We start from the raw sequence: 24,908 nt of genomic DNA, 5'->3' as shown, positions 1-24,908 counted from the left end.
AAAGGGCTGACGAAAAATGACTCACAGTTAGCCATGCTATTCACCTTGGCGAACCTGTTTAAAGTAGACCAGATGTTACGACGACAGCCAAGATCTGTCTGAAATCCGGGAACAGCCTGGAATTAGGTCGAAATTCGGCGTAAAACGGCAGTATGTTGGCCAAAATTGAACACTTAGCGTTCAAAAATCAGGCGGGCCGCTCAAAACCTCGCTCGATACCTAAATTGCAGGACTTGTTCGCAGTTTCCTTAGGTGAAACCTAGGTAATGGGCAGATACCACAACAAGGCTCGACACCAAAAACAGCGCCAACATAAACCGCCAGATAAACTTGACCCAAATGCCCCAATCGACGCGGCATACGCCTAAAGTCGCCATCAGAGATGCCGATGTCGGCACCAGCACATTGGTAAAGCCATCCCCCAGCTGAAAGGCCAACACCGCCACCTGACGCGATACCCCGACGATGTCGGCTAGAGGTGCCATCAAGGGCATGGTCAATGCCGCCTGACCCGACCCCGAGGTGACAAAGAAATTAAACACAGATTGAAACAGCAACATAAACCAGGCCGAGGCAACTGCGGGGAGCTGACCAATCAGGCTGCCGGCGCCGTTAAGTAAGGTATTTAATACACTTGGCTCATCGGGCTTACCGCCCCCCAGGAGCAGCAAGATCCCCGAGGCACAACCGACCAGCAAGGCCGGCTCCAACATGGTGCCCGCTCCCTGCTTAAAACTACTGGCCATGCGATTAAGCGTCATGCCATTTAACCTGAAGATCACCGCAATTATCCCTACGACAATCCCCATGGCAAAGAACTGACTGGCGATCTCGGGAATAAACCAGGCCTGAGTAACAACCCCCCAGATAACCCAAACGACCGTCAGCAAGATAGTGAGCAGTACCAGACTGTCACCGAGATTAAAACGGCTCTGTAACTCGCTCGAATTATGATGCTCACGGAAATATCGATCCGACTCAAAACAAAGTGAGCTTTGCGGATCCGCCTGGATCTTGGCGCCGTAGCGCATGGTAAAGATCACCCCCATCAGGGTGAACCCTGCCCACATGAGCCCCCTTACACCGGCGCCTGAGAGCACAGGAATGTCGGCAATCCCCTGAGCGATCGCCACACTAAAGGGGTTCATCCAGGAACTGGCAAAGCCCACCTGAGTCGCCACATAGGTCACCATCACAGTGGTGATGCCATCAAAGCCCAAGCGTATCATTAAGGGGCAGATGATGATGGCAAAGGCGATCGCCTCCTCCCCCATACCAAACACGGCGCCGCCGAGGGAGAAGAGAATAAAGAGCACGGGAATGAAGAGTCGCTCGTTGCCCTGAGTCTTGTCGATCAAGCGTATGATGCCGTTATCTATGGTGCCGGTTTCCATCACTATGCCGAAGGCGCCACCGATCACCAGCATAAACATAATAACCCCGATGGCGGTCCCCCATTTAGATCCCGAGGTTAAACCTTCGAAGGCAAAATTGAAGAAGCCTATGCCCCCACCGCCCTCAAACAGGGCTACTGGCTGTTTAAGCTGCTCTCCGGCCTCATCCAGGCTGTAACGAAAGGAGTTAGGGTCGACCACACTACGCGTTTTTTCAACGCCATCGGCAAGATAATGGATCTCCTGGGTCTCGAAGGAACCTACGGGCACCAGATAGGTCAACAACATGGCTGCCAAGGCCACAAAGAAGATGATCACTAAGGTGTCGGGTAAAGGGATTTTATTTTGCGGGTTTGCCGCCGAAGAAGGCGCTTGATTTGCCATTATTTTTCCATGGTTATTCTTGGAGTCTAAGTTATTGCCCGCCAATATAAACCAATTCCCCCTCTGCTGCACAAGAATCACCCGTTGGGCACTGAAACAATCAAGCGCAGAGCAACTGGCTCGGATCGCCTAAACTGGAATGGCCTAAACCCGAAGAGCCTAAACTGGGAGCGCCCAAACAAAGCCAGCTGCTCGATTGGGCTCACGTGTAGCCAAGAAATGTCATGGTGCGCACAAGACACGCTTAAAGAGTGAGGCATGTCGAGTAACTCAGATAAAATCAACGCGTTACTTGTGAAAGCCCTCAGGCGCTCATACAATCAATATCACGCAAGCATCAATTTTATTGATAGTTTTCTTTATTGGTTAATTCAGTTAGGACGCCACAAGGTCAATGAAGTACTCCCTAAAACAAATCATGGTGTTCGATGCCGTAGCCAGCCTGGAAAGTGTGAGTGCGGCGGCGCGAAAACTGTCGATGACACAGTCTGCAGTTAGCATGTCCCTTGGGCAGCTGGAAAATCTACTCGGCCGCCCCCTCTTTATCAGACAGGGTAATCGCCTCACCCTGAGTCACTGGGGAAACTGGTTACGCCCAAGGGCGAGACGTCTGCTACAAGATGCACAACAAATAGAATTAGGCCTTCACGAACAACACCTTATAAGCGGTCGTTTTCGTTTATGCTCCAGTCAGACCGCCGCCGAGCATCTGCTCCCCGAGCTTATCAGTAAAATCGATACCGATTTTCCCGAACTTAGGATCGAGCTCACAGTGGAAAATACCGAGAACGTGGTCGAGGGCCTACTTAACTACGAATATGACTTTGGCATCATAGAGGGGCGCAACGACGACAGCCGTCTGTATCAGGAGCAATGGTTAGACGACCATCTGGTGGTCGTCGCCTCGCCTCATCATCCCTATGCCAAGCAGACCAACATCAGCCTGGCGCAGTTAGAGCAGGCGAGATGGGTGCTGCGCGAACAAGGCGCGGGGACTCGCCGCATCTTCGAAGGGGCCATTCATGGCGTCATCGAAAAGCTCAACGTATGGAAAGAGTATGAGCATGTCTCGCTGCTCAAGGCCTTAGTGAAGAATGGGCCCTACCTCAGCAGCCTTCCTTTTCTGGATGTGGAGAAAGAGGTGGCCGCCGGTGAACTGGTTATCCTGCCGACGCCGCAACTTAATATGCAGAGACACCTCTCTTTCGTGTGGCGCTGCGATTCGGGCGAAAACCCGCTGCGAGACTGTGTGATCACCGAGGCCAGACGTCTCAGCAAGCATCGTCAGCACGCCAAGACGAGCCGATAAGCTGGCTTAGCTGGCAGTACAAACCGCAAAAAAGGGGCAAATGCCCCTTTCTACTTTCGCCGATTGATATCGGCACGGCTTATAAAGGCCCACAGGCTGTCAAATCATATCGGTGCCGAGTTTTATCTGCGACGCCTTAGCCATACACAGCACACACCTTGGTCACTATGGCCTCACGGGTGATCACGCCCACTAGCTTGCCTTCACTGACCACAGGGAAGCAGCTCGGCTTGCTGGCGCTGGCGTGACGGAGCCGCTCCTCATAGCTGGCATAGGTGTTGCCGGTCAGCACGCCCATGTCGCTCACCGGAAACAACTTGTCACGATCCACCACCATTACCTCGATCAGATCGGCCACCGCATCATCAGGGGTTACCGTCAGCACTCGGGTTTGCATCAGGTCGGCCACCTTGTAGCCTATGCCACGGACAAACTCTTCTGACCAGAGACTACGCAGCAGGTCTTGCTGAGAAACAAACCCCAGCAGGCGTTGCTGAGCATCGACCACAGGCGCGCCGCGCAGCTGCGCCTCGTTGAGCTGCTTGAGTCCCTCGTACACGGATAGCTCGGGGGTTAGGGTAAAAGGTGTCTGCTCCATCAAGGCGCTGACATTGAGTTTCTGAATCGATTTAGGCATTTGGGTCTCTCCCCTGCAAACTTTACTAGATAAAATTGAAATGGTATTGGCGGCATTATCGCTATAGCTATTCTGTTCCTTGCCCTGCTGGTCACGGCTTAATACTGGCTCCAGATGTACCGCCCTCAGTGGCACTTTTTCTGGTACGACGCGAGCCTTACCTGCATCTATCCACCAGTAACCCAGGCCCACCACTATGCCGCCGCCGACGATATTGCCCGCGGTGACAGGAATGAGGTTATTGGTCAAAAAATGAAGCAGAGTCAGGTCATTAAATTGCTGAGCGGTAAACCCAGGGATCTGATACCAGTCCCAGATGGCCAGCTGCTTAATGGCGATCCCCAGTGGCACCATAAAGAGGTTGGCGATACTGTGCTCGAAGCCGCTGCTGACAAACATCGCCACAGGTAGCATCAATAAAATGGCCTTGGTGAGCACCTCCTTGCTGGCAAAGGTCATCCAAACCCCTAAGCAAACCAGCATGTTACATAAGATGCCCAAGGCGAAGGCCTGGCCCCAGGAGTGGTGCAGCTTATGTTGCGCGACCTTCAGGGCATTAAGCCCCCACAACCCGCCGTCCAACAGATACATCTTGGCACTGAGGATCAATGCCAGCATGATCATGGCGCCGCAGAAGTTCCCCAGATAAACACGTCCCCAACAGACCAGCAGCTGCCGCGTGCTCACGCGTTTCTGCGCCCAGGCAACGCTACTCAACACACTACTGGTAAAGAGCTCGCCACCGCAGATGACCACCAACATCAGCCCCAGACTAAAGGCCAGGCCGCCAACCAGGCGCACCATGCCCCAATCGCCCGATGCGCCTGTGGTGACGGTGAGATAAAACACGAAGGCGAGTGCGATAAAGGCACCGGCAAACATCGCCTGGCCGATAGATGCCGTCGCCTGCTTAGTCACCTTCTCCTGACCGTAAGCCGCGGCGCGCTGGCATAGGCTAGTCTCGGCCACAGGCGTTGGCTGGCTCTGCCTGGCGGCAAGTGGCACTAGATTAGGTATCGTCATGACGTGTCCTTCTCCAGCCAAGCGTAAAACAGGGGTGAAATTTCATTAACATCATCTCCGCAAGTGCCATCTCCCTAGAGACGGCTATTGATTAACAAATGTTTTTACAAAGAGTTAGCTTGTTGCCTCGCTCTCTTATGCCGAGATTAGCCACTAAAAAGGCGAAATAAAATTTGATATTAATGAATGAGACAATCAGTAAATTTGATAGCCAAATATCAAGGTGACGAGCTTGTTAAGCCGATAATAATTCACCTTAAAACCGCTTTAATACAGCAACTTACGCGAAAACCAATTGTTAATACCATAAAAACCTATGAATGCGGTGTTGAGGCGCGAAGGTGTGTAGTTTGCTCTAGCAAACTGGCAACTGACCACCTATTGCCTAAGCTATAAGGCAAGTTGATTAACATCCTTAGCCAATGTTTTCCCAAGGCAAACTGGCGAGATAGCAAAAGGCTAAGGCGGACATTTGCGCCCCTTTGTGAGGTGCGGAGCACAATAAGCGCCACTTTTGTGAGCCGTGACCCAGCTAAAAATGTGAGGCGTGAGAGGCGCCTCTTATTTGCAAAAAATTGGCGGAGTGGCTCCCAAAAGTGACAGAAGGCGCGATCTAAAACCAAACGCAATATATATGCCTAATGTAAAAATTGATCTGAAATGGCGACACAAGATGTTAACTAGCTCCCAAATCATCTAATCACCAGTTTCAAGTTTATTGATAGTTAATGTCAGGCAAAAGTCACTATGTTAAGATTTATGAGGTAAATTGGTCAGACCAATTTTAAACAGCGTTAGGGATGCAACTGCTCACCGGGTTTAGGGTGTTTTATCCATTCTTGGGGGCGGACAAGTTACTCGAGTGGCACCTGGGGGTCTTTCAACAAACGACACTCGCTGACTTGCAAGGATTACCTCTAAGTCTTCATCGAATTGATGAGTCAATAAGTTCTTTTCGGAGAATGAGAAATTATGTCAGAAACAGTCAAAAAAGAAGAGATGGAAGCCTCTGAGCTGACTTACAAGGCGCTTCACCGTCCTGCCAGCGAGTTTGCCACTCGTGAAGAATATTTAGACCACGAATTACAGATCATGAAGCCCAGACGTTGGGGCCTCAACCTGCCGGGACGCGATTTCCGCTTTGAGTGGGAAGACCTAGTGCCCGCCATCGCAGGCACTATCGGCATCACGGTGATGTATTCGGCGGTAATGGCCGCCTGGGCATCGGGCCTGAGCGAGCGCTGGGATCACATCAACCTGGGCGCCGAATTCGCCATTCAGGTGGTTCGCGTCGAAATGCTCATCCCCGCCCTGCTCTTCTGTATCATCAGTTCTGGATTTATCAACCCTCGCGCCAACCTTGGCGGCAACCACGGCCCCATGATCCCGCTTATCGGCACCATCGCCTTGGCCGGTGCCCACCCATTAGCACTGGCGATCCTCCTGGGTATCTTTGGTCTGCTGCTCAGTTACTTTAAGGGGGGCTCCAGGTTAGTAAACCTCACCTCCAGCGGCGTCGCAGGGGGACTCTTAGTGTTCCTCGGCTTCATGGGCGCCAAGAGTCAGATCACCTCCCTATTCGACTGGGCCGGCGGCCTGCAAGCCAAGCATGCCCTGGACTATAGCCTTGGCTATGTGGCCTTCTTCATCTTATTAGTGAATGTGGTGATCTACGCTTATTTGGCCAAGGTAGGTAAACGTTGGCTGGCGATCCCACTTTGTTCTATCGCCGCGATTGCGCTGGCCTTCGCCCTAGGCGCGGGATTAGATCTGCAGTTTGTTACCGCTCCAGGCATCCCTAACCTGAACCCCGTCTACTGGTGGGGCTCTACCGAGCATGGCTGGCAGCTAGGTTTACCTAACTTCGAGCACTTTATCGCGTCACTCCCCTTTGCCATCCTGGCGGTTGCCATGTGGTCACCCGATTTCTTGGGTCACCGTATCTTCCAGGAGCTGAACTACCCTAAAGGCACAGAGAAAGTGCTGATGGACGTGGATGACACCATGACCACCTGTTCACTGCGCCAAATCGTCGGTACGGCAGTGGGTGGCGGTAACATCACCTCGTCTTGGGGTACCTATATGATCCCGGCGGCAATCGCTAAGCGTCCTATTCCTGCTGGCGCCATTTTGCTAGGTAGCCTGTGTATCATAGTCGCGGTACTGGGTTACCCAATGGATGTCACCGTATGGCGTCCTGTGATGTCAATCGCTCTCCTGGTTGGCGTGTTCCTACCACTCCTGGAGGCAGGCATGCAGATGGTGAAAGACACCCAAAGCAGCCAGGCGGCGGGTATCTGTATCTTCGCCTCTTTCGTTGCTAACCCTGTACTGGCCTGGGCGCTGACCATGTTGCTAGACAACAATGGTCTGATTGGCGACAAAGAACGTGCCGCCAGCCTAAGTCTGGCCGACAGGCTCATCATTCCGGGGCTAGCCTTTGTGATCTGTCTCGCCGCCATGCTGGCAGTGGGTATGATTCAGGGGATCCCAGCGCTACTTTAATCGCGCAAACGACAACGAAGAGGGCTTAGGCCCTCTTCTTTTTTATCTCCCCTATACTTACATCAAACTTGCTGATAACCGGCATCAATATGCCCTATGGGCATGGCATTCATAACCCCAGGGAATCAGCATTTTCCTTAGATGCAGGTAACACCCGATAAAGGTGAGCGTTTGCTCGCGCAAATAACCGACTCTCAGGTGAGATGCAAACGAAATTTTGCGCCAAAAATGATAACCCGATAGCAATTTTGGCATTAACTCGGGCAAAAGCAGACCGATTCAGATGCAGCACCTAGGCAGATATGGTACTATTCATGTGGTTAATTGGTCTTACCAATTTAACGGTAACCGAATCGGCTTAGACAGTAAGTGTCAAACGAGTTCGGATATCGCGTAAAACAGATTTAAATCGACACGGTTTACCGGTTCGATAATCAGTTCCCATCATCCGGGTAATACATTGAAGGGAGCTGCGAAGAATAGCTATTGGTGTATCGCAACGTCTTAAGTGACAGCCACTCGATAACCAATAACCTTTATCTCAAACAGAAGGTATTAGTACGATGACCGAAAAAACTGAGCTGTTCACCAAAGCGTGGGAAGGTTTTACTCCTGGTGATTGGAAGTCTGAAGTAAATGTACGCGACTTTATTCAAAAGAACTACACGCCCTATGAAGGAGACGAATCTTTCCTAGCCGGCGCCACCGAAGCGACCAGCGCGCTTTGGGACAAAGTGATGGAAGGTATCAAGCAAGAAAACCGCACTCACGCGCCGGTTGATTTCGATACCGACAAAGTCTCTACCATTACCTCTCATGAAGCAGGTTACATCGACCAAGATCTTGAAACCATTGTCGGTCTGCAAACAGACGCGCCACTTAAGCGTGCCATGTTACCCAATGGCGGTATCCGTATGGTCGAAGGTTCATGCGCTGCCTATGGTCGTGAACTCGATCCAAACATCAAGTATGTCTACTCTGAGCTGCGCAAGACACACAACCAGGGCGTGTTCGATATCTACACCCCAGAGATCATGCGCTGCCGTAAGTCTGGCGTATTGACTGGTCTGCCAGATGCGTACGGCCGTGGTCGTATCATTGGTGACTACCGTCGTATCGCCCTGTACGGTATCGACTACCTGATGCAGGAAAAATTTGCCCAGTTCAGCTCACTGCAAGCACAGTTTGAAGCAGGCGAAGATCTTTCTGCCACCATGCAACTACGTGAAGAGATCGCCGAGCAGCACAAAGCCCTTGGTCAGATGAAGCAGATGGCTGCCAGCTACGGCTGTGATATCTCTGGTCCTGCGACTAACGCGAAAGAAGCAATTCAGTGGACTTACTTCGGCTACCTAGCAGCAGTGAAGAGCCAAAACGGCGCCGCCATGTCTCTGGGCCGTACCTCTAGCTTCCTAGATGTGTACATCGAGCGCGACATCAAAAATGGCGTGCTGACCGAGCAGCAAGCCCAGGAGATGGTTGACCACTTCGTGATGAAGCTACGTATGGTGCGCTTCCTACGTACTCCAGAATACGATGAGCTATTCTCTGGCGACCCAATCTGGGCCACCGAATCTATCGCGGGTATGGGTCTTGACGGCCGTACATTGGTCACTAAGTCTAGCTTCCGCTTCCTACACACCCTGTACAACATGGGTCCAAGCCCTGAGCCAAACATCACTGTGCTTTGGTCAGAGAAGCTACCGCTGAACTTCAAGAAGTACTGCGCTAAGGTCTCTATCGACACCAGCTCTATCCAGTACGAAAACGATGACCTGATGCGTCCCGATTTCGAGTCTGACGACTATGCCATCGCTTGTTGTGTGAGCCCTATGGTTGTGGGTAAGCACATGCAGTTCTTCGGCGCACGCGCCAACCTGGCTAAGACCATGCTTTATGCCATCAACGGCGGCGTGGATGAGAAACTGAAGACACAGATCGGTCCTAAGTTTGAGCCAATCACTGATGAAGTACTGGATTTTGACGATGTAATGGGTCGTCTGGACACCATGATGGACTGGCTAGCCACCCAATATGTGTCTGCACTCAACGCCATCCACTTCATGCACGACAAATACTCTTACGAAGCGGCCCTGATGGCGCTACACGACAGAGACGTACGTCGCACCATGGCCTGTGGTATCGCTGGCCTATCGATTGCAGCCGATTCACTGTCAGCCATCAAGTTTGCCAAGGTGAAGCCAATTCGTGACGAAAACGGCATTGCCGTCGATTTCGACATCGAAGGTGAATATCCTAAGTTTGGTAACAACGATGCACGCGTCGATGACCTGGCTACCGAGCTGGTTGAACGCTTCATGGCTAAGATCCGTCACAAGAAGATGTACCGTAACGCGATCCCGACTCAGTCAATCCTCACCATCACCTCAAACGTGGTTTATGGTAAGAAGACGGGGACTACGCCAGACGGTCGCCCTGCCGGCGCACCATTTGCACCGGGTGCGAACCCAATGCATGGCCGCGACGAGAAAGGCGCTATCGCGTCACTGACCTCGGTTGCCAAGCTGCCGTTTGCTCACGCACAAGATGGTATCTCTTATACCTTCTCTATCGTGCCAAACGCACTGGGTAAAGATGAAGACGGTCGCCGCGCTAACCTTGCTGCACTGATGGACGGTTACTTCGCTCATAACGAGACTCGTGAAGGTGGTCAGCACCTTAACGTGAACGTGATGAACCGCGAAATGCTGGAAGATGCCGTGGTTAACCCTGACAAGTATCCACAGCTGACCATCCGTGTTTCTGGCTACGCCGTGCGCTTCAACGCACTGACACCAGAGCAACAACAGGACGTCATTACACGTACTTTCACCAAAGGGATGTAATTTCCGTCAATCGAGCGGTCAAACGCTAGATTTTTGGTGAATATAAGCTAGGCTGTGCACTAATTTAGCACAGCCTACTTTAATTGAAGTTTTCGGAGTCACAATGACAGTAAAAGGGCGGATTCACTCACTGGAATCCTTTGGCACAGTTGACGGTCCCGGCATTCGGTTTATCACCTTTATGCAAGGCTGTTTGATGCGCTGCCAATACTGCCACAATCGTGATACCTGGGATCTTCACGGTGGACGTGAAATCGAGGTCGACGAGTTGATGGAACAGATCATCAGCTATCGGCCTTTTCTCGAGTCCAGCGGCGGAGGCGTCACCGCCAGTGGCGGCGAGGCCATACTGCAAGCCGAATTTGTCGCGGCCCTGTTCAAGGCCTGCAAACAGCAAGGCATACACACCTGCCTAGACACTAACGGCTTCGTCCGTAAATACACCCCAGTTATCGATGAACTCCTCGATAACACCGACCTGGTTCTGCTCGATATCAAACATATCGATGATGACCAACACATTGCCTTAACCCATGTCAGCAATCATCGCACCCTGCAATTTGCCCAATATCTACAAAAACGCCAACAAAAAGTGTGGATACGCTATGTGGTCGTGGGCGGCTATACCGACGATGTTGAATCGGCAAAGGGGCTGGCAGAATTTATTAAACCTATGACCAACGTGGAGAAGGTAGAGCTGCTGCCCTACCACGAGCTGGGTAAACACAAATGGGAAGCCATGGGCGAAGAGTATACCCTCAAGGATATCTCCCCCCCCTCGCGCGAAACCATGGAACAGATTAAACAGGTGTTTGTGGAAGCCGGCATCAACGCCGTCTACTAACTAGAGTGCTTCCCAATAATGCTTATCGAGACGTTCGAAGGCCATTTTTAAGATGACCGCCATATCGAGATAACAGGCATTGGCACCCAAGGGGTTACAGGCCACCCCCATCCCCTGGAGCTTGGCAGACAGATTGTTGCCCCAGTCCAGCAGAGAAAGTGGCAGAGGATGCTTGGCGCGCCAGCCAAGCCAGAGCAAACCCTGAATAGGCAAGCTGATAAAGAATAAGGCAATGGTGATAGCCTGAGGTAACCAGGCCCAGCCATACAGATAGAGTTGACTGCCGCCGGCCAACAGAGCCAGCGGCGGCATCAAACGAATCGCCAGAGCGGTCGCACGGATCACGCGATACTCTGGAAAATAAAAGCTAAGTTGTCGAACCATCGGCCAGGTCTTCATATAGCGACGACCGACCCCTAAGGTTTTTAACACTTGAACAGTCAATGATGACACCTAACACTTAAGAGACTGTCTTTACCATAGCACAAGGCGAGCGCCAGCCCCAAGCGACATCGCCTTGGTAGAGACAGGCTCTTAATCTCAGGAACGAGAATTTAAAGCGACATCGGCCCTAGGCTTGAGGTCATTTAATCTTGGTGAATGCCAGTCATTCACTCACTTTGCAAAAGGTTTTAAACATGTCTAACAAACTGGTTTTGGTACTAAACTGCGGCAGCTCATCACTGAAGTTCGCCATTATCGACGCGCTTACGGGTGACGACCAGATCTCAGGTCTAGCAGAGTGCTTTGGTCTGGAAGATTCACGCATCAAGTGGAAAGTCGATGGCAACAAATTCGAATCTAAGCTTGGAGCCTTTACCGCCCACCGCGAAGCGGTTGAGTTTATCGTTAAAGAGATTCTGGGCCAATATCCTGAAGTAGCCACCCAGATCCAGGCAATCGGTCACCGTATCGTGCACGGCGGTGAGAAATATACTCGCTCTGTGATCATCGATGAAACCGTCATTCAGGGCATTGAAGACAGTGCGACTTTCGCACCGTTACATAACCCTGCTCACCTTATCGGTATTCGCGCCGCCCAGGCGTCTTTCCCTAACCTGCCGCAGGTTGCCGTGTTTGACACAGCCTTCCACCAGACCATGCCAGAGCACGCTTTTGTGTATGCCCTGCCCTACAAACTCTATCGCGAGCACGGCATCCGTCGCTATGGTGCACATGGCACCAGCCACCTTTTCGTAAGCCGCGAAGCCGCCAAGGCACTTGGTAAAGATGTGGCTGACACCAACGTCATTTGCGCCCACTTAGGTAATGGCGCGTCTGTCACCGCAGTTAAAGGCGGTAAGAGTGTCGATACCTCCATGGGACTTACACCGCTCGAAGGCCTAGTCATGGGCACCCGCTGCGGTGATATGGACCCATCTATCGTATATCACCTGATCCACCAGCTGTGCTACACCGCCGATGAAGTCAATAACCTGATGAACAAGCAGAGCGGTCTGCTGGGTATCTCTGAGCTGACCAACGATTGTCGCGGTATCGAAGAAGGTTACGCTGAAGGCCATAAGGGCGCGACGCTAGCGCTTGAGATCTTCTGCTACCGTCTGGCTAAGTATATCGCCTCTTACACAGTACCACTCGGTCGACTGGACGCCTTGGTATTCACCGGCGGTATCGGTGAAAACTCAGACCTTATCCGTGAGAAAGTGCTTAACCTACTCGCCATCTTCAACTTTGAGGTCGATGCAGAACGTAACAAGGCTGCGCGCTTTGGCAACCAAGGCCAGATCACAACAGACAATGGCCCGGTAGCCATGGTGATCCCAACAAACGAAGAGTGGGTGATCGCCGAAGACGCCGTTTCACTGCTAAAGTAATGTTATCGAAGCAGTAAATGCTATCGCGGCGCTTTGCGCCGCAACGAATTTAGACAAGACCCGGCCGATAGACTGGCCGGGGCATAAGAGGTAACTATGTCTCGCAATATTATGCTCATCCCCAATGGTACCGGCGTCGGCCTGACTTCTATCAGTCTAGGTATGGTACGTGCGCTGGAGCGCCACGGGGTAAAGGTGAGATTCTTCAAGCCTATCGCCCAGCAGCGCCCAACCGATAAGGGCCCAGAGCGTTCGACCACCATTCTTAGCAAATCCCCGACGGTTAACCCGCTCGAACCCTTCGACATGGCACACGCCGAGCACTTGATCCGCACCGATCAGATCGATGTCTTGATGGAGCAGATCATCGCCCGCGCCACCGAGTGCGCCGATCCAAGCGAAACCCTGATCGTCGAAGGTCTGGTGCAGACCCGCAACCACCCCTTCTCAGACGACATCAACTATGAGATCGCCAAGGCGCTGGACGCCGATATCATCTTCGTCGCGGCGCCAGGTAACGAAACGCCTACCGCCCTGATGAACCGTCTCGAGATCGCCCACAACGCTTGGGGTGGCAGCAAGAACAAACGTCTCATCGGCGCCATCATCAACAAGATTGGTGCGCCGGTTGACGATGAAGGCCGTGCTCGTCCAGACCTGTCAGAGGTGTTCGACCACCAGGATGTGCAGCGTCCAGACGCTGCCAGCATGTTCCAGCTTCCCGGTAAGAGCAAGCTACGCATCTTAGGTAGTGTGCCATACAACCTGAACCTGGTGGCACCACGTGCCTCAGACTTAGCCAAGCACTTGAGTGCCCGCATCATCAATGCCGGTGAGATGAATACCCGTCGTCTGCGCAAGGTCACCTTCTGCGCCCGCAGTATTCCCAACATGGTTACTCACATCAAAACAGACTCGCTGCTGGTGACCTCGGGCGACCGCTCAGATGTGATCGTCTCGGCCTGTCTGGCGGCAATGAATGGCGTCAAGGTGGGTGCACTGCTGCTAACCGGTAGCTATGAGCCTGAGCCAGAGATCATGGCGCTGTGTGAACAAGCCTTCGAGACAGGTCTCCCCGTCTTCTTGATCGACACCAACACCTGGCAGACCTCGCTCAACATCCAGCGCTTCGACCATGAAGTACCGGTGGACGATGCCGTACGTATCGAAGAGGTGCAGGAATATGTTGCCAGCCATATCGACCAGAGCTGGGTAGAAAGCATCACCATGAACTCACCACGTGAGCACAGACTTTCGCCACCGGCGTTCCGTTACAAGCTCACCGAGTTGGCCCGCGCCGCGCAAAAGACTGTGGTACTGCCTGAGGGTGACGAACCAAGAACCATCGAAGCGGCCGCCATCTGCGCCGAGCGAGGCATCGCCCGCTGTGTGCTGATTGGTAACCGTGAAGAGATCCTGCGTATCGCCGGCCAACAGGGCGTGACCCTAGGCGAAGGCGTTGAAATTGTCGAACCTGAAGCCGCTCGCGAACGCTATGTGGCCCCTATGGTTGAACTGCGTCGCCATAAAGGCATGACAGAAGTGGTTGCCCGTGAGCAGCTGGAAGACAACATGGTGCTAGGTACCATGATGCTGGCGCAAGGTGAAGTCGACGGTATCGTCTCGGGCGCGGTAAACACCACGGCCAACACCATACGTCCACCGCTGCAGCTGATCAAGACGGCACCTGGTTCTAGCCTGGTATCCTCAATCTTCTTCATGCTGATGCCGGATCAGGTACTGGTTTATGGTGATTGCGCCATTAACCCAGATCCAAATGCCGAGCAGCTTGCTGATATCGCCATTCAGTCGGCCGACAGTGCCGCGGCCTTCGGCATCGAGCCTAAGGTTGCCATGATCAGCTACTCAACCGGTAGCTCAGGCACAGGCTCTGACGTTGATAAGGTGCGCGAAGCGACCCGTATCGCCAAAGAGAAACGTCCTGAGTTGGTGATCGATGGCCCACTGCAATATGACGCCGCCGTGATGCCAAATGTCGCTCAATCTAAGGCACCTAACAGCCCTGTGGCTGGCCAGGCAACCGTGTTCGTCTTCCCAGACCTTAACACGGGTAACACCACCTATAAGGCGGTTCAGCGTAGTGCGGATCTCATCAGTATCGGCCCTATGCTGCAAGGTATGCGCAAGCCGGTTAACGATCTGTCTCGTGGTGCCCTGGTAGACGACATCGTCTACACCATAGCGCTGACAGCGATCCAGGCCTCACAAAACTAAGCTACACCGAGCAATACGCCAAAAGCACGAAAAAGCCTGTCATGAGACAGGCTTTTTTTATGCTTAAACGGTCTGGCAAGATTAAAAAATATTCATAGATGCACAATGCGTCAAAAAATGACCACACTAATTTACCAATTAAGTTCAGTCACTTAAGAGTTATGCATCGACTCTTCAACATACTTGTCCACAGATTCTGTGGATAACCGTAACAATTTGTTCATTCAGATATGCCACCCCAGCCCTAAAGAGTCAAGTACTTTCGACTGACGTGCGCCGCTTGCCAAGGCATTAGAGAATCGCGATACTAGACCAAAGCCAATCGATTAAACCCTATGAAAAAATTACTCTTTATCTTCATTTTGCTCATATCAGCCTGCAGCCCGGACTCGGAAACCGTCTCGGGCGTCATGACACCAGAACAGGTCTCATTAGGATTCTTTAGAGCCATCTATGTCGACAGAGATGTCGAGAAAGCCAAGCAGTTTGTCGATGAGCCGATGCAAAAGGTATTGTCGCATTACTATATTGCCGCCTCGGTGCAGCGCCATGTGTTAAACCTCTCCATACGCGACGTCACCCTGGAGATCGAAGAGATAGATATCGACTTCTTCCGTAAATTTACCAAGGATGTCACCGTGATCGTTAAGATGAAGGGGCTCAAGGGCGGACAACCCTGGATAGACGATCGCACCATACGCCTGCACAAGATAAAGAAACGTTGGGTGATAGTCGAAATCCTGCCAGAGAAAGGCAACCTAAACTAAGGCTAGTCTTAAAGGGCCTAGTGTCAGAGGAGCTTGTTTCAGAGGACCTTGCGTCAGAGAAGCTTGTCTCAAATAAGTTTGCCGAGAACAGGGCTGACGTTTAAAGGCACATAGCCAATACATCACTCATTACGCGGCATACCAATCAATAAAACAACCACAAAAACAACCACAAAAAAGAGCAGCCCTAGGGCTGCTCTTTTTGTCTGAAGACTCTCAACTTTAACGCGTTCAGTCAGACTCAACGCGAAGGTGAAAATTCAGTTTGGATATTTCCTTAATCCAAAAACGCTTCGTCATCCATCTCAACGGGTAATGACTCAATTACTTCATCTTGCACTTGGTAATAGGCGTTCTCGTATTCACGGGCTTCCATAACGACTCCAGATTTTTGTGTAGGGTACAGGCCTGCTTTTTTATTGGTGCATTTTGCCTTGGGTATAAGCTGCAACTATCTGCTAACTCATGGACGCTAGTCTAACACTAAAAAACCACGACTTACAGAAAACTTTCAGTATTGTGGCCACATTTAGCAAAAAAAAGCCTAAAAGTGTCAATATTCAAGGGCCAAGGTGAAAGTCTTTCATTTTTTTTAATGCTGCGAAAACTAAAAAACATTTTCTTTACAATAAAACGATCTAATGACTCAAATGAGAACTGCTATCAATTAATTAATAGCGAATGGTTTGCGCAGGCAGGAATGAGGTAATGCAATGAACACGCTGATCGAATTTGAGGCTCAAAGGTTAGCCGACCTGTTTACGCAGGGAGACACCTTATCTATCCACATGTTCATGGACTCCATGTCCATGCCCTTCGACGTACAAGAAAAATTGTTTAACGAGATTTCGGCATTAAAAAACCTGGACCACCAACAGATAGCCCAGGTCATTGAGTCACACGGTCAGTCCTTGATTCAAGAACTCTATCGCTACTGATTTAAGCGGCTCATGGCCATGCCAAGAGCCCAGTTGCGCTATGCCCGCTCCCGCTGGCGGTAGCGCAACACCTTTAATGCCTTATCGGGATCGCTATCCAAGAACACCTCAGGATTAGCCAGCTGCTCGACAAACTCAAGCGTCGGGCTCTGCTCTGCCACCTGCTGTTTAAGAAAATCTATCCCCAGCTCGGGCGCATTAAGACACAGCAAGACCTCGCCATTTGGGGCCAACAACTGAGGCAGTCGGCGCAGCAGGCGAGCATAATCTTTAGTGGCCACAAAACTGCCCCGCTGATTACTCGGCGGATCGGCGATGATGAGATCATAAGGCCCCATCTTGGTTAGCTTGCCCCAGGACTTAAAGATATCGTGTCCCAGAAAGCGGTCGCCATGGGGCAGCTCATTAAGCAGGTGGTTCTGCTTGCCTATGGCTAATGCCCCCTTGCTCATGTCGATATTGACCACCTGATCGGCACCGCCCTGCAGCGCCATCACAGAGAAGCCACAGGTATAGGCAAACAGATTAAGTACATTAGCTTGGGCCGCATGGGCTTTCACCCAGGCACGCCCGGCACGCATATCGAGAAACAAGCCATGATTTTGCCCGCGCAGCAGATGCACCTGAAAACGCGCGCCGTTTTCGCTGACGATATGAGGCTCGGGCACCTCGCCATATAGCAGATGGGTCTGGGTCTGCCCTGCGCACCTGTGCTGAAACACCAGGTTGAAGGCCTGCTGCCCTTTCTCTGCACGCCAGCGTGCCTGAATCGCCTGGGTTAGCTCCTCAAGCGCCGCCTCATCTATCTCTTTAAAGCTGGTGAGCAGCAGGACAGGCGGAAACCAGTCGAGACACAGATGCTCGGCCCCCGCATAGCGACCACCACGGCCATGAAACAGCCGCTCGGCTTCCTCAGAAAATTGCACTTGTTGCAGTGCTTGTTTAAATGACTCCATTTAACGCTATTTACCTATTACTTAAACTTGTATGAATAATAAATTACTGCTTCTCGGCATCAGAGGCTCTATCGATAACGGCATCGGCACCGGCTGAAGCCTCGGCGTCATTCTTGGCCTCTGCACTAATCAAGGTCTCATCGACGCGATCGGACAGCAAGATGGCCAGCCAGCTGCCACTTTGACTCGACTCTAGCGCTATCTTGACGATCATGGTCAGCGGAACCGAAAGCAGCATACCCACTGAGCCCAGCAGCCAGCCCCAGAAGATCAAAGAGAGGAACACCACCAAGGTCGATAACCCCAGGCCACGTCCCATATATTTAGGCTCGACTATGTTACCCATCACGGTATTGGTCGCCAGATAGAGGAGCGCCGTGCCGCCCGCCCCCGCAGGGCCGAGTTGAATAAAGGCCAACAGCACAGGCGGAATCGCGGCGATGATAGACCCTATGTTAGGGATATAGTTAAACAGGAAGGCCACCACGGCCCAGAGCAAGGCATAGTCTACACCTATAATCGCCAGGACCGTTCCCACCACCACACCCGTCCCCAGGCTCACGAGCGTCTTGATCACCATGTATTGGTTCACCGACAGCAGGAACTTGTCTATCTGCTTAATTCGCATGTCCGGGTCGTCTAGGGCAAAATGCAGCTTCTTAGGTAGGTCCTGGGCCTCGAACAACATAAACACCACTGTCAGTATGATGAGGAAGAGATTGGCCATCACGCCGCCGACGCTGGACAACATGTTAGTGGTCATCGACAGGGCGATCCCTGGGTCAAAATAGGCCAATATCTGCTCTTTGGATAACTCGATATTGAACGCCTGCAACTTAGTCAATATCCAGGCAAACTGCTCCACCAATTGATCGCGATAGACAGGCAGTTGACGGGAAAATTCGTTAATCGAGCTGCCCACCAAAGAAGCCAACCAGAGCCCCATTAACACGATAAAGACCATCATAATGGCCACCGCCAGAGCCCGAGGCAACTTGAGCCGCGTCATGCCGTTGATTGCCGGATTGCAGATCACCGCAATAAAGGCCGACAACACAAAGGGAACCACGATAGGGCTGGCGGCTTTGATCCCTGCCAGGATCACGACAATAAACGCCATGATGGCAAAGCCTTTAAACGCAACCCCCTGATTATCGAATCGAGTCATCTAAATAAAGTCCTTCTGAATTACCCATAATATTGATAGGCTTAACTTAAATCTTACACAAGAAAAATTACGCTCATGAAACCAGAAATTGCCATCATTCGAATTAAAAACCTACGTCTTCGCACCTACATCGGCATAAAGGAAGATGAGATCAACAACAAGCAGGACGTCACCATCAACGCAGAAATCCATTATTGCGCCGCTAAGGCCCGCAACAGCGATAATATGCAAGATGCCCTGAATTATCGCACGATAACGAAAAAAATTATTGCTTTAGTTGAAAACAATCGCTTCTCGTTGCTCGAACACCTCACAGATCAGGTGTTAAGCATTGCCAGCGATCACGAATGGGTCGATTTTGCATCTGTGGAGATAGACAAACCACACGCCCTGAGATTTGCCGACTCTGTCTCGATGCAGCTCTGCTACCAAAAGGGCTAAGCCCTCATCACATTCCCATCGCGACTGCCGCCTAAAAGTGATCCTAATCGCGCGCTATGGTGTATATTTTTGATATCCCCTAAAAAATGGAGTCGGCATGCGGATTTTGATCACGGGCGGTACCGGATTCATCGGCAAGGCCTTAGTCAAGGCCTTAGAAGAGGAACATCGACTCACCTTGCTCACCCGTTCGGCTGGCAAGGCCCACCTGATCGTTGGCAATCAGCATAAGTTGCTGGGCAACCTTGGCGCCCTGACCAACCTCGACGGCTTCGATGCTGTCATCAACTTAGCGGGTGAGCCCATTGCCGACAAGCGTTGGAGCCTGGACGTTAAGCAGAAGATCTGTGACAGCCGCTGGGATATTACCGCTCGTCTAGCCAAACTCTTCGAGGCCAGCAAGACACCGCCCAAAGTCTTCATCAGCGGCTCGGCCATTGGCATCTATGGCAATCATGACAAACAGGAGCACTTAGACGAGAGCTTCGATCTGGCCCACTTCAAAGACACAGGCGAAGAGGAAAAGTTTCCCCATAGCATCTGCGCCAAGTGGGAGGAACTTGCCCTACAATGCCAGGAGATAACCCGCGTCTGCATCATACGCATCGGCCTGGTACTTGGCTTAAACGGCGGCGCGCTGAAGAAGATGTTGTTACCCTTCAAGCTGGGCGCAGGTGGTGTGGTCGGCTCGGGTAAACAGGGAATGAGCTGGATCCACAAAGAGGATCTGATCGCCATCATCCTATTCTTGTTAAATAACGAGCAGTGCCAAGGGATCTATAATGCCACCGCCCCTAACCCGGTCAGCAATCGCGAATTTACCAATGCCTTGGGCACGGCCCTGAGTCGTCCAACCCTGCTGCCTATGCCCGCCCCCGTGTTAAGCCTGTCCCTTGGGGAGATGTCTCAACTATTACTCGAAGGCCAATACGTCTATCCTGAGCGTTTGACCCAGGTAGGCTTTAGCTTTCGCTATACCCACCTAAATGAAGCACTGGCGAGTCTATTTGGCGACCCATAAATCGCCAGACGCTAAAACCTAGAAACGAGTTATAACCTAGAAACGAGCTATAACCTAAAACCAAGGAGCTGCGGCGCCAGCGATAACGCACTCGCGCCGCTCACCTATCACTTATTCTCACTAGGCCTGTTTATCTTTTGCGTTCATTTTTGCAGCATTCTGTATCGCTTTTATACAAGGCAGAGCGATTGTAATCTAGTGTGCTACATCAATGAGCGATAACCCAGTAGAAAAATGATACAGACGCTGCCCACAGGGTTCGTCTTGTGCACGTTCAACGCTTTGTTACTCGGCTTTTATATAGAATAACTATACTTCAAGCCTCATGCCGCGATTTGAAAGTGCTCAATTAGAACAAAAATTGTTATCAAAAAGTCAACAGGCCCTAGCCTTGCAAGAGTTGTCGGCAGGATTTCTGCAATAGCTGACGACAGCGCCAGGTCCCCAGCAGGGCGACGATGACGGCACCGGAAAGTGGCGCCAACAGCCACCAATCCCAATGCATATAAACCACCAGCTCAAACACCTGGGTCTTTAGCAGATAGATGGTGAACTCGGCCACTATGGCCGCCAGTAAGCCTGCTATCAGGCCAAGCAGGGCAAACTCCAGCGCGGTCGCCATACGCAGCAACCAACCCGAGGCGCCAAAGGTTCGCAGCACCGCCAGCTCACGTTGTCGGGTCGCCATACCCGCCTCAGTCTGAGCTATCATCACCAAACTGCTGGCCAGCAGCACCAAGACCAACACCAAGGTCAGCGACAAGGAGACCTGGTCGATGATTTGCCTGAGCTGCTTCACCATGGCGCCAACATCTATGATGGAGATGGTCGGAAAACGTTTGATCAACTCAATAACCAATGGGCGCTTGCTATCATCCAGATAGAAGCTTGCCATTGAGGTGTAGGCAAATGGGGCTAAAGCGTCGGGATGGAAGATCATGAAGAAGTTCGGCTGCATCGTCTCCCAGTGAACGGTGCGAATGCTGGCAACTTTCACCCTTAGCGGCTGATTGTCGATCACATAACTGAGCTCATCCCCCAAGCCTATGCCGAGACGCTCGGCCACCCCAGACTCGACCGAGACTTCATCTGCCTTTTGGTTGAAATGCCCGGCCACCAGCTCATTATTGGGAGGAACAGAGGTGCGCCAGGTGAGGTTGAGCTCACGAGAAATACCGACCCGACCTTGGGCCCCAGCCTCGGCTTGCTCGGCAGAGATCAGGCTCTCGCCATTGATCGCCACGAGACGGCCGCGGATCACAGGATAGATATCGGTCGCCTTAACTCTGTTGTCACTGAAATAGGCTTCCAGCGGCGCCTGCTCCTCGGGCGCAATATTCACCAAGAAGTAGTTGGGCGACTCCTCCGGCAGCTGTTTGTGCCACTCATCGAGCAGGTCCTGGCGTAGCGCTATGATAGTGAGCAGTAACACCAAGGCGCTACTAAAGCCCACCAGTTGCACCGCGTTCTGCCGGGCTCGGCGTCTCAACCCCGCCAAGGCCAGCTGCATAGGGTTGGTGGTCTTCATCCCCACGCCATGTCCTGCGCGGATCAACAAAAAGCCAAACAGGCTCAGCAAGACGCCGAGCAGCAGAACGCCGGCGACCACAGTCAGGGTAAGCACCAGGCTCTGGGAATAGAGATACCCCAGCAGCGCCATCGCCAATATGCTGAGTAAGAGATGTAACCACATGCCCAGCTGAATCCCCTCGAGCTGACGCTGCAGCACCCTAAGGGGCGGAATGGCCAGCAGCCTCATCAGCGGATAAGCCGAGAACATGAAGGCCGAAATGAGGCCGGTGGCGATTCCCAAGACGATGGGCCTAAACACAGGCGGCGAGTATGCCGATATCGATGCCGGCAGGTAGGCGCTTATCATGGCATCGAGCAGGTAACCGCCGATAAGCCCCAGCACGATACCGGCAAGGGTGACGAACAACAGGTGCAGGCCAAAGAGAATGCGGATCTGACGACTGGATGCGCCGAAAGTTTTCAGCATGGCGACCACGTCGAAATGGCGCTGACAGTAACGCTGCGCCGCAATGCCGATGGCGGCGCAGGCGAGCGCGATACCTAAAAGGCTGGCGAGCAGCAAGAAACGCTCTGCCCGTTTGACCGCGCCGGCGATGGGCGAGTCTCCCGACTGCACGTCTACCCAGTGCTGACTGTTGTTCAGCAGCGGCTTGACCGCGGCCTCGAAGGCCTTTAGCTGGCCACTGTCGCCCGCAAACTGATAAATATAACTGACCCGGCTGCCTGGCTGTATCACCCCCGTCTTAGGGACATCCTCGAGGCGCATTAGCACCACGGGCGATGACGCAAAGGGGTTGAAGCCCGCATCGGGTAATCTGGCTATCTCGGCGCTCAGGCTGAAGTTGGCGTTACCAAGCTCAAGCTGTTTCGGGTAGCCCAATATCCCGCCCAGACGGGTCTCATACCAGATGGTATCCGATTGCGGGAGTTGCTGAGTCGGACCATCGCTCAGCTCTATCACCCCTTTTAGTGGATAGGCCTCGCCCACCGCCCTGACGGTGACCAGCTGAAAGGCATCACCTGCATAGGCCATGGAATTAAACTGCATGCTGGCCACGTGCTTAAGTCCTAGGGCGTCGGCCTGAGTCAGGATAGATTCATCTAGGGGAACGGGGGAGTTGATGATGCGATCGGCGGCGATAAACTTGGATGCCTGGCCGTTAATCGCCAGTTGCAAGCGCTCGCTCACCCGCGCCAGTCCGGTAACCGACAATACCGCCAGGGTGATCGCCAAGATAATGAGTAGCAGCTGGCCCAGCAGCAACTCTCGCTTAAATAACTTCCATGCGATGCGAGACTCCATTAACTCGCCTCCGCCGCACTCGAACGGACGACATCTTGCTCAGCAGTGCGCATACTTTCATTCTCGGTATCCTTAGGCACCTCACTCAACTGCCCCGCCTGCATGTTCAACCGGCGCTGACAGCGATTGGCCAGTTGCAGATCATGGGTCACCAACACCAAAGTGGTGTCGCTCTCTCGGTTGAGTTCAAACAACATGTCGGCAACCCGGTCGCTGTTGGCGCCATCCAGGTTACCCGTCGGCTCATCGGCAAACAGCACCTTAGGCTCACAGATAAAGGCCCTGGCAATGGCGACGCGTTGCTGCTCGCCGCCTGACAGCTGATTGGGGAAATGGTTGAGTCTGTGGCTTAGTCCCACACGCTCCAGCATCTGCTGCGCCTTCTGCTTGGCATTGGTGATGCCCGACAACTCAGCCGGCAACATCACATTCTCCAAGGCATTGAGAGTGTCGACCAACATGAAAGACTGAAAGATGAAGCTGACTTTCTGTTTGCGAAGCGCCGCCTTGCCTTCCTCATCCAGCCCATTAAGTGTCACGCCATCCAGGGTGATGTCCCCCTTAGTTGGCGAATCGAGCGCCGCCAACAGGCCGAGCAGGGTCGACTTCCCCGATCCCGAAGGACCAAGAATGGCCACACTCTCCCCCGACTTGACATCCAGATTGATGCCATTGAGGATAGTAAGCTCTCCCTCTTGGGTTGTTACCGATTTATAGAGATCACTGACCTTGATAGCACTATTTTCTAACATAAATTCCTTCTCGCTTCGTCGCTTAAGCCGGTTTGTGCGGGCTACTTGCCTGCTCGCTTTGTTTTTGATCCCCCAGGCCCATGCTAACCCGATATTGATCTTAGGTGATAGCCTAAGCGCAAGCTACGGCATGGAACAAGACAAGGGCTGGGTGCATCTTTTGCAGCAGCAATCCCCTGAGCTCACCATCATCAATGGCTCGGTGAGTGGCGAAACCTCGGCCGGCGGCCTGCGTCGACTCCCCGCCCTGCTTGACTCGACTAAGGCCAAGCGGGTTTTTATCGAGCTGGGTGGCAATGACGGTCTGCGTGGATTCTCACCTAAGCAGTTGAAAAATAATCTTACAAAAATGATCCAGCTCGCTAAGGCATCCGGCGCCGAAGTGTTGCTCAGCGAGGTGATGGTGCCGCCTAACTATGGCCCGCGTTACGCCAAGCAGTTTACCCAGGTCTACCAGGAACTCGCGGCCGAGCATGGCGTGACCTTAGTGCCCTTCTTTATGACGGAAATAGCCATTCATCCCGAGCTGATGCAGGCCGACGGCATACACCCCAACGAGCAGGCGCAGCCGCAGATTGTCAGCTTTATTCGCCCCTGGCTTATCGATACGCAGCACGCCAGTGAATAGGATCACTTAGGGGGCAAGAACCTATACAAAGTCTTATAGAAAAGTCTTATCCAAGACCTTATAAAAAGTCTTATACCAGGATTTATACAAGGTCTTATACCAGGATTTATACAAGGACTAGCACAAAGACTTGAACATCTTACCCTGTAGGATCCCCTCATAATTCATACCCCCAGCAGCCGTAAATGAGTGATAACTCAGCCAGCTTCCTGGCAGCATGGAGTAGGTCATCGGCTGACATTGGGTATCTGTCTCGTCGTCGCATCAGCTCTTTTCCCATCCGCACTATCGATAACACATTACGTTTCTTCACCGTATTGGCCTGGAAATGTCGTTGCAATTGCTTCGCTTCACCAAAGAGTCCCACCCACCAAAATGCCAATTGCACC

Annotated in this window: 18 protein-coding genes and 2 pseudogenes; 12 read left to right on the top strand and 8 right to left on the bottom strand. The window is 52.3% G+C overall.

Features of this window, described 5'->3' with window-relative positions; genetic code table 11:
• Window positions 1-102, top strand: a pseudogene (locus tag L1D47_RS14470) (IS5/IS1182 family transposase); the annotation flags it as partial.
• A 146-nt stretch (window positions 103-248) separates the two neighbouring features.
• Here the strand turns inward: L1D47_RS14470 and yfcC are convergent.
• On the bottom strand, window positions 249-1,778 hold the full coding sequence (gene yfcC, locus L1D47_RS14465; protein ID WP_239885780.1) for a putative basic amino acid antiporter YfcC: 1,530 nt from the start codon (window positions 1,776-1,778) through the stop codon (window positions 249-251).
• A 394-nt stretch (window positions 1,779-2,172) separates the two neighbouring features.
• Between yfcC and L1D47_RS14460 the strand changes: the two genes are divergently transcribed.
• Window positions 2,173-3,087 carry a LysR substrate-binding domain-containing protein gene (locus tag L1D47_RS14460; RefSeq protein ID WP_041509486.1) on the top strand — a complete coding sequence of 305 codons (915 nt, stop codon included), beginning with the start codon at window positions 2,173-2,175 and terminating at the stop codon, window positions 3,085-3,087.
• Window positions 3,088-3,223: 136 nt separating this feature from the next.
• Here the strand turns inward: L1D47_RS14460 and focA are convergent, their stop codons facing one another.
• Window positions 3,224-4,747, bottom strand: coding sequence for a formate transporter FocA (gene focA, locus L1D47_RS14455; RefSeq protein ID WP_239885779.1), 1,524 nt, complete (start codon window positions 4,745-4,747; stop codon window positions 3,224-3,226).
• Between the two features lie 972 nt (window positions 4,748-5,719).
• On the opposite strand from focA, the gene L1D47_RS14450 reads away from it, so the two are divergent.
• The 3 genes from L1D47_RS14450 (at window position 5,720) to pflA (ending at window position 10,942) form a co-directional block, all read left to right on the top strand.
• A complete protein-coding gene (locus L1D47_RS14450) occupies window positions 5,720-7,252 on the top strand; it encodes a DUF3360 family protein (protein WP_239885778.1) in 1,533 nt (510 codons plus the stop codon).
• A gap of 563 nt (window positions 7,253-7,815) precedes the next feature.
• Window positions 7,816-10,098, top strand: a complete 2,283-nt coding sequence (gene pflB, locus L1D47_RS14445; protein WP_239885777.1) for a formate C-acetyltransferase — start codon at window positions 7,816-7,818, stop codon at window positions 10,096-10,098.
• Between the two features lie 103 nt (window positions 10,099-10,201).
• A complete protein-coding gene (gene pflA, locus L1D47_RS14440) occupies window positions 10,202-10,942 on the top strand; it encodes a pyruvate formate lyase 1-activating protein (protein ID WP_041509482.1) in 741 nt (246 codons plus the stop codon).
• On the opposite strand, the gene yfbV is transcribed toward pflA, so the two are convergent.
• Window positions 10,943-11,386 (bottom strand): terminus macrodomain insulation protein YfbV, encoded by a 444-nt coding sequence (gene yfbV, locus L1D47_RS14435; RefSeq protein WP_041509481.1) that lies wholly within the window; start codon window positions 11,384-11,386, stop codon window positions 10,943-10,945.
• Between the two features lie 194 nt (window positions 11,387-11,580).
• On the opposite strand from yfbV, the gene ackA reads away from it, so the two are divergent.
• The 4 genes from ackA to L1D47_RS14415 all read left to right on the top strand — a co-directional run bounded on the left by ackA (window position 11,581) and on the right by L1D47_RS14415 (window position 16,717).
• Entirely contained in the window at window positions 11,581-12,777 is a 1,197-nt protein-coding gene (gene ackA / locus L1D47_RS14430) for an acetate kinase (RefSeq protein WP_239885776.1), read from the top strand.
• A gap of 96 nt (window positions 12,778-12,873) precedes the next feature.
• Window positions 12,874-15,012, top strand: a complete 2,139-nt coding sequence (gene pta, locus L1D47_RS14425; protein WP_239885775.1) for a phosphate acetyltransferase — start codon at window positions 12,874-12,876, stop codon at window positions 15,010-15,012.
• A gap of 335 nt (window positions 15,013-15,347) precedes the next feature.
• Window positions 15,348-15,779, top strand: coding sequence for a hypothetical protein (locus tag L1D47_RS14420; RefSeq protein WP_239885774.1), 432 nt, complete (start codon window positions 15,348-15,350; stop codon window positions 15,777-15,779).
• Between the two features lie 713 nt (window positions 15,780-16,492).
• On the top strand, window positions 16,493-16,717 hold the full coding sequence (locus L1D47_RS14415; RefSeq protein WP_160795988.1) for a hypothetical protein: 225 nt from the start codon (window positions 16,493-16,495) through the stop codon (window positions 16,715-16,717).
• 38 nt (window positions 16,718-16,755) lie between these two features.
• Here L1D47_RS14415 and L1D47_RS14410 read toward each other — a convergent pair whose 3' ends face one another.
• The gene (locus tag L1D47_RS14410) at window positions 16,756-17,673 is read right to left on the bottom strand and encodes a class I SAM-dependent methyltransferase (RefSeq protein ID WP_239885773.1); all 918 of its coding nucleotides are present in this window, start codon (window positions 17,671-17,673) and stop codon (window positions 16,756-16,758) included.
• A 43-nt stretch (window positions 17,674-17,716) separates the two neighbouring features.
• A complete protein-coding gene (locus tag L1D47_RS14405) occupies window positions 17,717-18,841 on the bottom strand; it encodes an AI-2E family transporter (protein ID WP_239885772.1) in 1,125 nt (374 codons plus the stop codon).
• Window positions 18,842-18,916: 75 nt separating this feature from the next.
• On the opposite strand from L1D47_RS14405, the gene folX reads away from it, so the two are divergent.
• Together folX and L1D47_RS14395 are read left to right on the top strand one after the other, a co-directional pair.
• Window positions 18,917-19,282, top strand: a complete 366-nt coding sequence (gene folX / locus L1D47_RS14400) for a dihydroneopterin triphosphate 2'-epimerase (RefSeq protein WP_011866196.1) — start codon at window positions 18,917-18,919, stop codon at window positions 19,280-19,282.
• Between the two features lie 97 nt (window positions 19,283-19,379).
• On the top strand, window positions 19,380-20,303 hold the full coding sequence (locus tag L1D47_RS14395) for a TIGR01777 family oxidoreductase (protein ID WP_239885771.1): 924 nt from the start codon (window positions 19,380-19,382) through the stop codon (window positions 20,301-20,303).
• Between the two features lie 385 nt (window positions 20,304-20,688).
• Here the strand turns inward: L1D47_RS14395 and L1D47_RS14390 are convergent, their stop codons facing one another.
• Both L1D47_RS14390 and L1D47_RS14385 read right to left on the bottom strand, forming a co-directional pair.
• Window positions 20,689-23,139, bottom strand: a complete 2,451-nt coding sequence (locus L1D47_RS14390) for an FtsX-like permease family protein (protein WP_239885770.1) — start codon at window positions 23,137-23,139, stop codon at window positions 20,689-20,691.
• Window positions 23,139-23,891 carry an ABC transporter ATP-binding protein gene (locus L1D47_RS14385; protein ID WP_239885769.1) on the bottom strand — a complete coding sequence of 251 codons (753 nt, stop codon included), beginning with the start codon at window positions 23,889-23,891 and terminating at the stop codon, window positions 23,139-23,141. Before L1D47_RS14385 ends, L1D47_RS14390 begins: the two co-directional genes overlap by 1 nt.
• A gap of 34 nt (window positions 23,892-23,925) precedes the next feature.
• Between L1D47_RS14385 and L1D47_RS14380 the strand changes: the two genes are divergently transcribed.
• Entirely contained in the window at window positions 23,926-24,519 is a 594-nt protein-coding gene (locus L1D47_RS14380; RefSeq protein WP_239885768.1) for an arylesterase, read from the top strand.
• A 157-nt stretch (window positions 24,520-24,676) separates the two neighbouring features.
• Here the strand turns inward: L1D47_RS14380 and L1D47_RS14375 are convergent.
• Window positions 24,677-24,908, bottom strand: a pseudogene (locus L1D47_RS14375) (IS4 family transposase); the annotation flags it as partial.

This window comes from Shewanella sp. Isolate7 (assembly GCF_022398425.1).
Lineage (GTDB): Bacteria > Pseudomonadota > Gammaproteobacteria > Enterobacterales > Shewanellaceae > Shewanella.
This window is presented reverse-complemented; position numbering and strand designations above follow the sequence as displayed.

Excerpts from the sequence above, each read along its gene's own strand:
- L1D47_RS14410 (WP_239885773.1), bottom strand. The coding sequence starts at position 17,673 with ATGGAGTCATTTAAACAAGCACTGCAACAAGTGCAATTTTCTGAGGAA.
- folX (WP_011866196.1), top strand. The coding sequence starts at position 18,917 with ATGAAACCAGAAATTGCCATCATTCGAATTAAAAACCTACGTCTTCGC.
- L1D47_RS14390 (WP_239885770.1), bottom strand. The coding sequence starts at position 23,139 with ATGGAGTCTCGCATCGCATGGAAGTTATTTAAGCGAGAGTTGCTGCTG.
- pflA (WP_041509482.1), top strand. The coding sequence starts at position 10,202 with ATGACAGTAAAAGGGCGGATTCACTCACTGGAATCCTTTGGCACAGTT.
- L1D47_RS14385 (WP_239885769.1), bottom strand. The coding sequence starts at position 23,891 with ATGTTAGAAAATAGTGCTATCAAGGTCAGTGATCTCTATAAATCGGTA.
- L1D47_RS14450 (WP_239885778.1), top strand. The coding sequence starts at position 5,720 with ATGTCAGAAACAGTCAAAAAAGAAGAGATGGAAGCCTCTGAGCTGACT.
- ackA (WP_239885776.1), top strand. The coding sequence starts at position 11,581 with ATGTCTAACAAACTGGTTTTGGTACTAAACTGCGGCAGCTCATCACTG.
- pta (WP_239885775.1), top strand. The coding sequence starts at position 12,874 with ATGTCTCGCAATATTATGCTCATCCCCAATGGTACCGGCGTCGGCCTG.
- yfcC (WP_239885780.1), bottom strand. The coding sequence starts at position 1,778 with ATGGCAAATCAAGCGCCTTCTTCGGCGGCAAACCCGCAAAATAAAATC.
- focA (WP_239885779.1), bottom strand. The coding sequence starts at position 4,747 with ATGACGATACCTAATCTAGTGCCACTTGCCGCCAGGCAGAGCCAGCCA.
- L1D47_RS14405 (WP_239885772.1), bottom strand. The coding sequence starts at position 18,841 with ATGACTCGATTCGATAATCAGGGGGTTGCGTTTAAAGGCTTTGCCATC.
- L1D47_RS14395 (WP_239885771.1), top strand. The coding sequence starts at position 19,380 with ATGCGGATTTTGATCACGGGCGGTACCGGATTCATCGGCAAGGCCTTA.
- L1D47_RS14460 (WP_041509486.1), top strand. The coding sequence starts at position 2,173 with ATGAAGTACTCCCTAAAACAAATCATGGTGTTCGATGCCGTAGCCAGC.
- L1D47_RS14420 (WP_239885774.1), top strand. The coding sequence starts at position 15,348 with ATGAAAAAATTACTCTTTATCTTCATTTTGCTCATATCAGCCTGCAGC.
- L1D47_RS14415 (WP_160795988.1), top strand. The coding sequence starts at position 16,493 with ATGAACACGCTGATCGAATTTGAGGCTCAAAGGTTAGCCGACCTGTTT.
- pflB (WP_239885777.1), top strand. The coding sequence starts at position 7,816 with ATGACCGAAAAAACTGAGCTGTTCACCAAAGCGTGGGAAGGTTTTACT.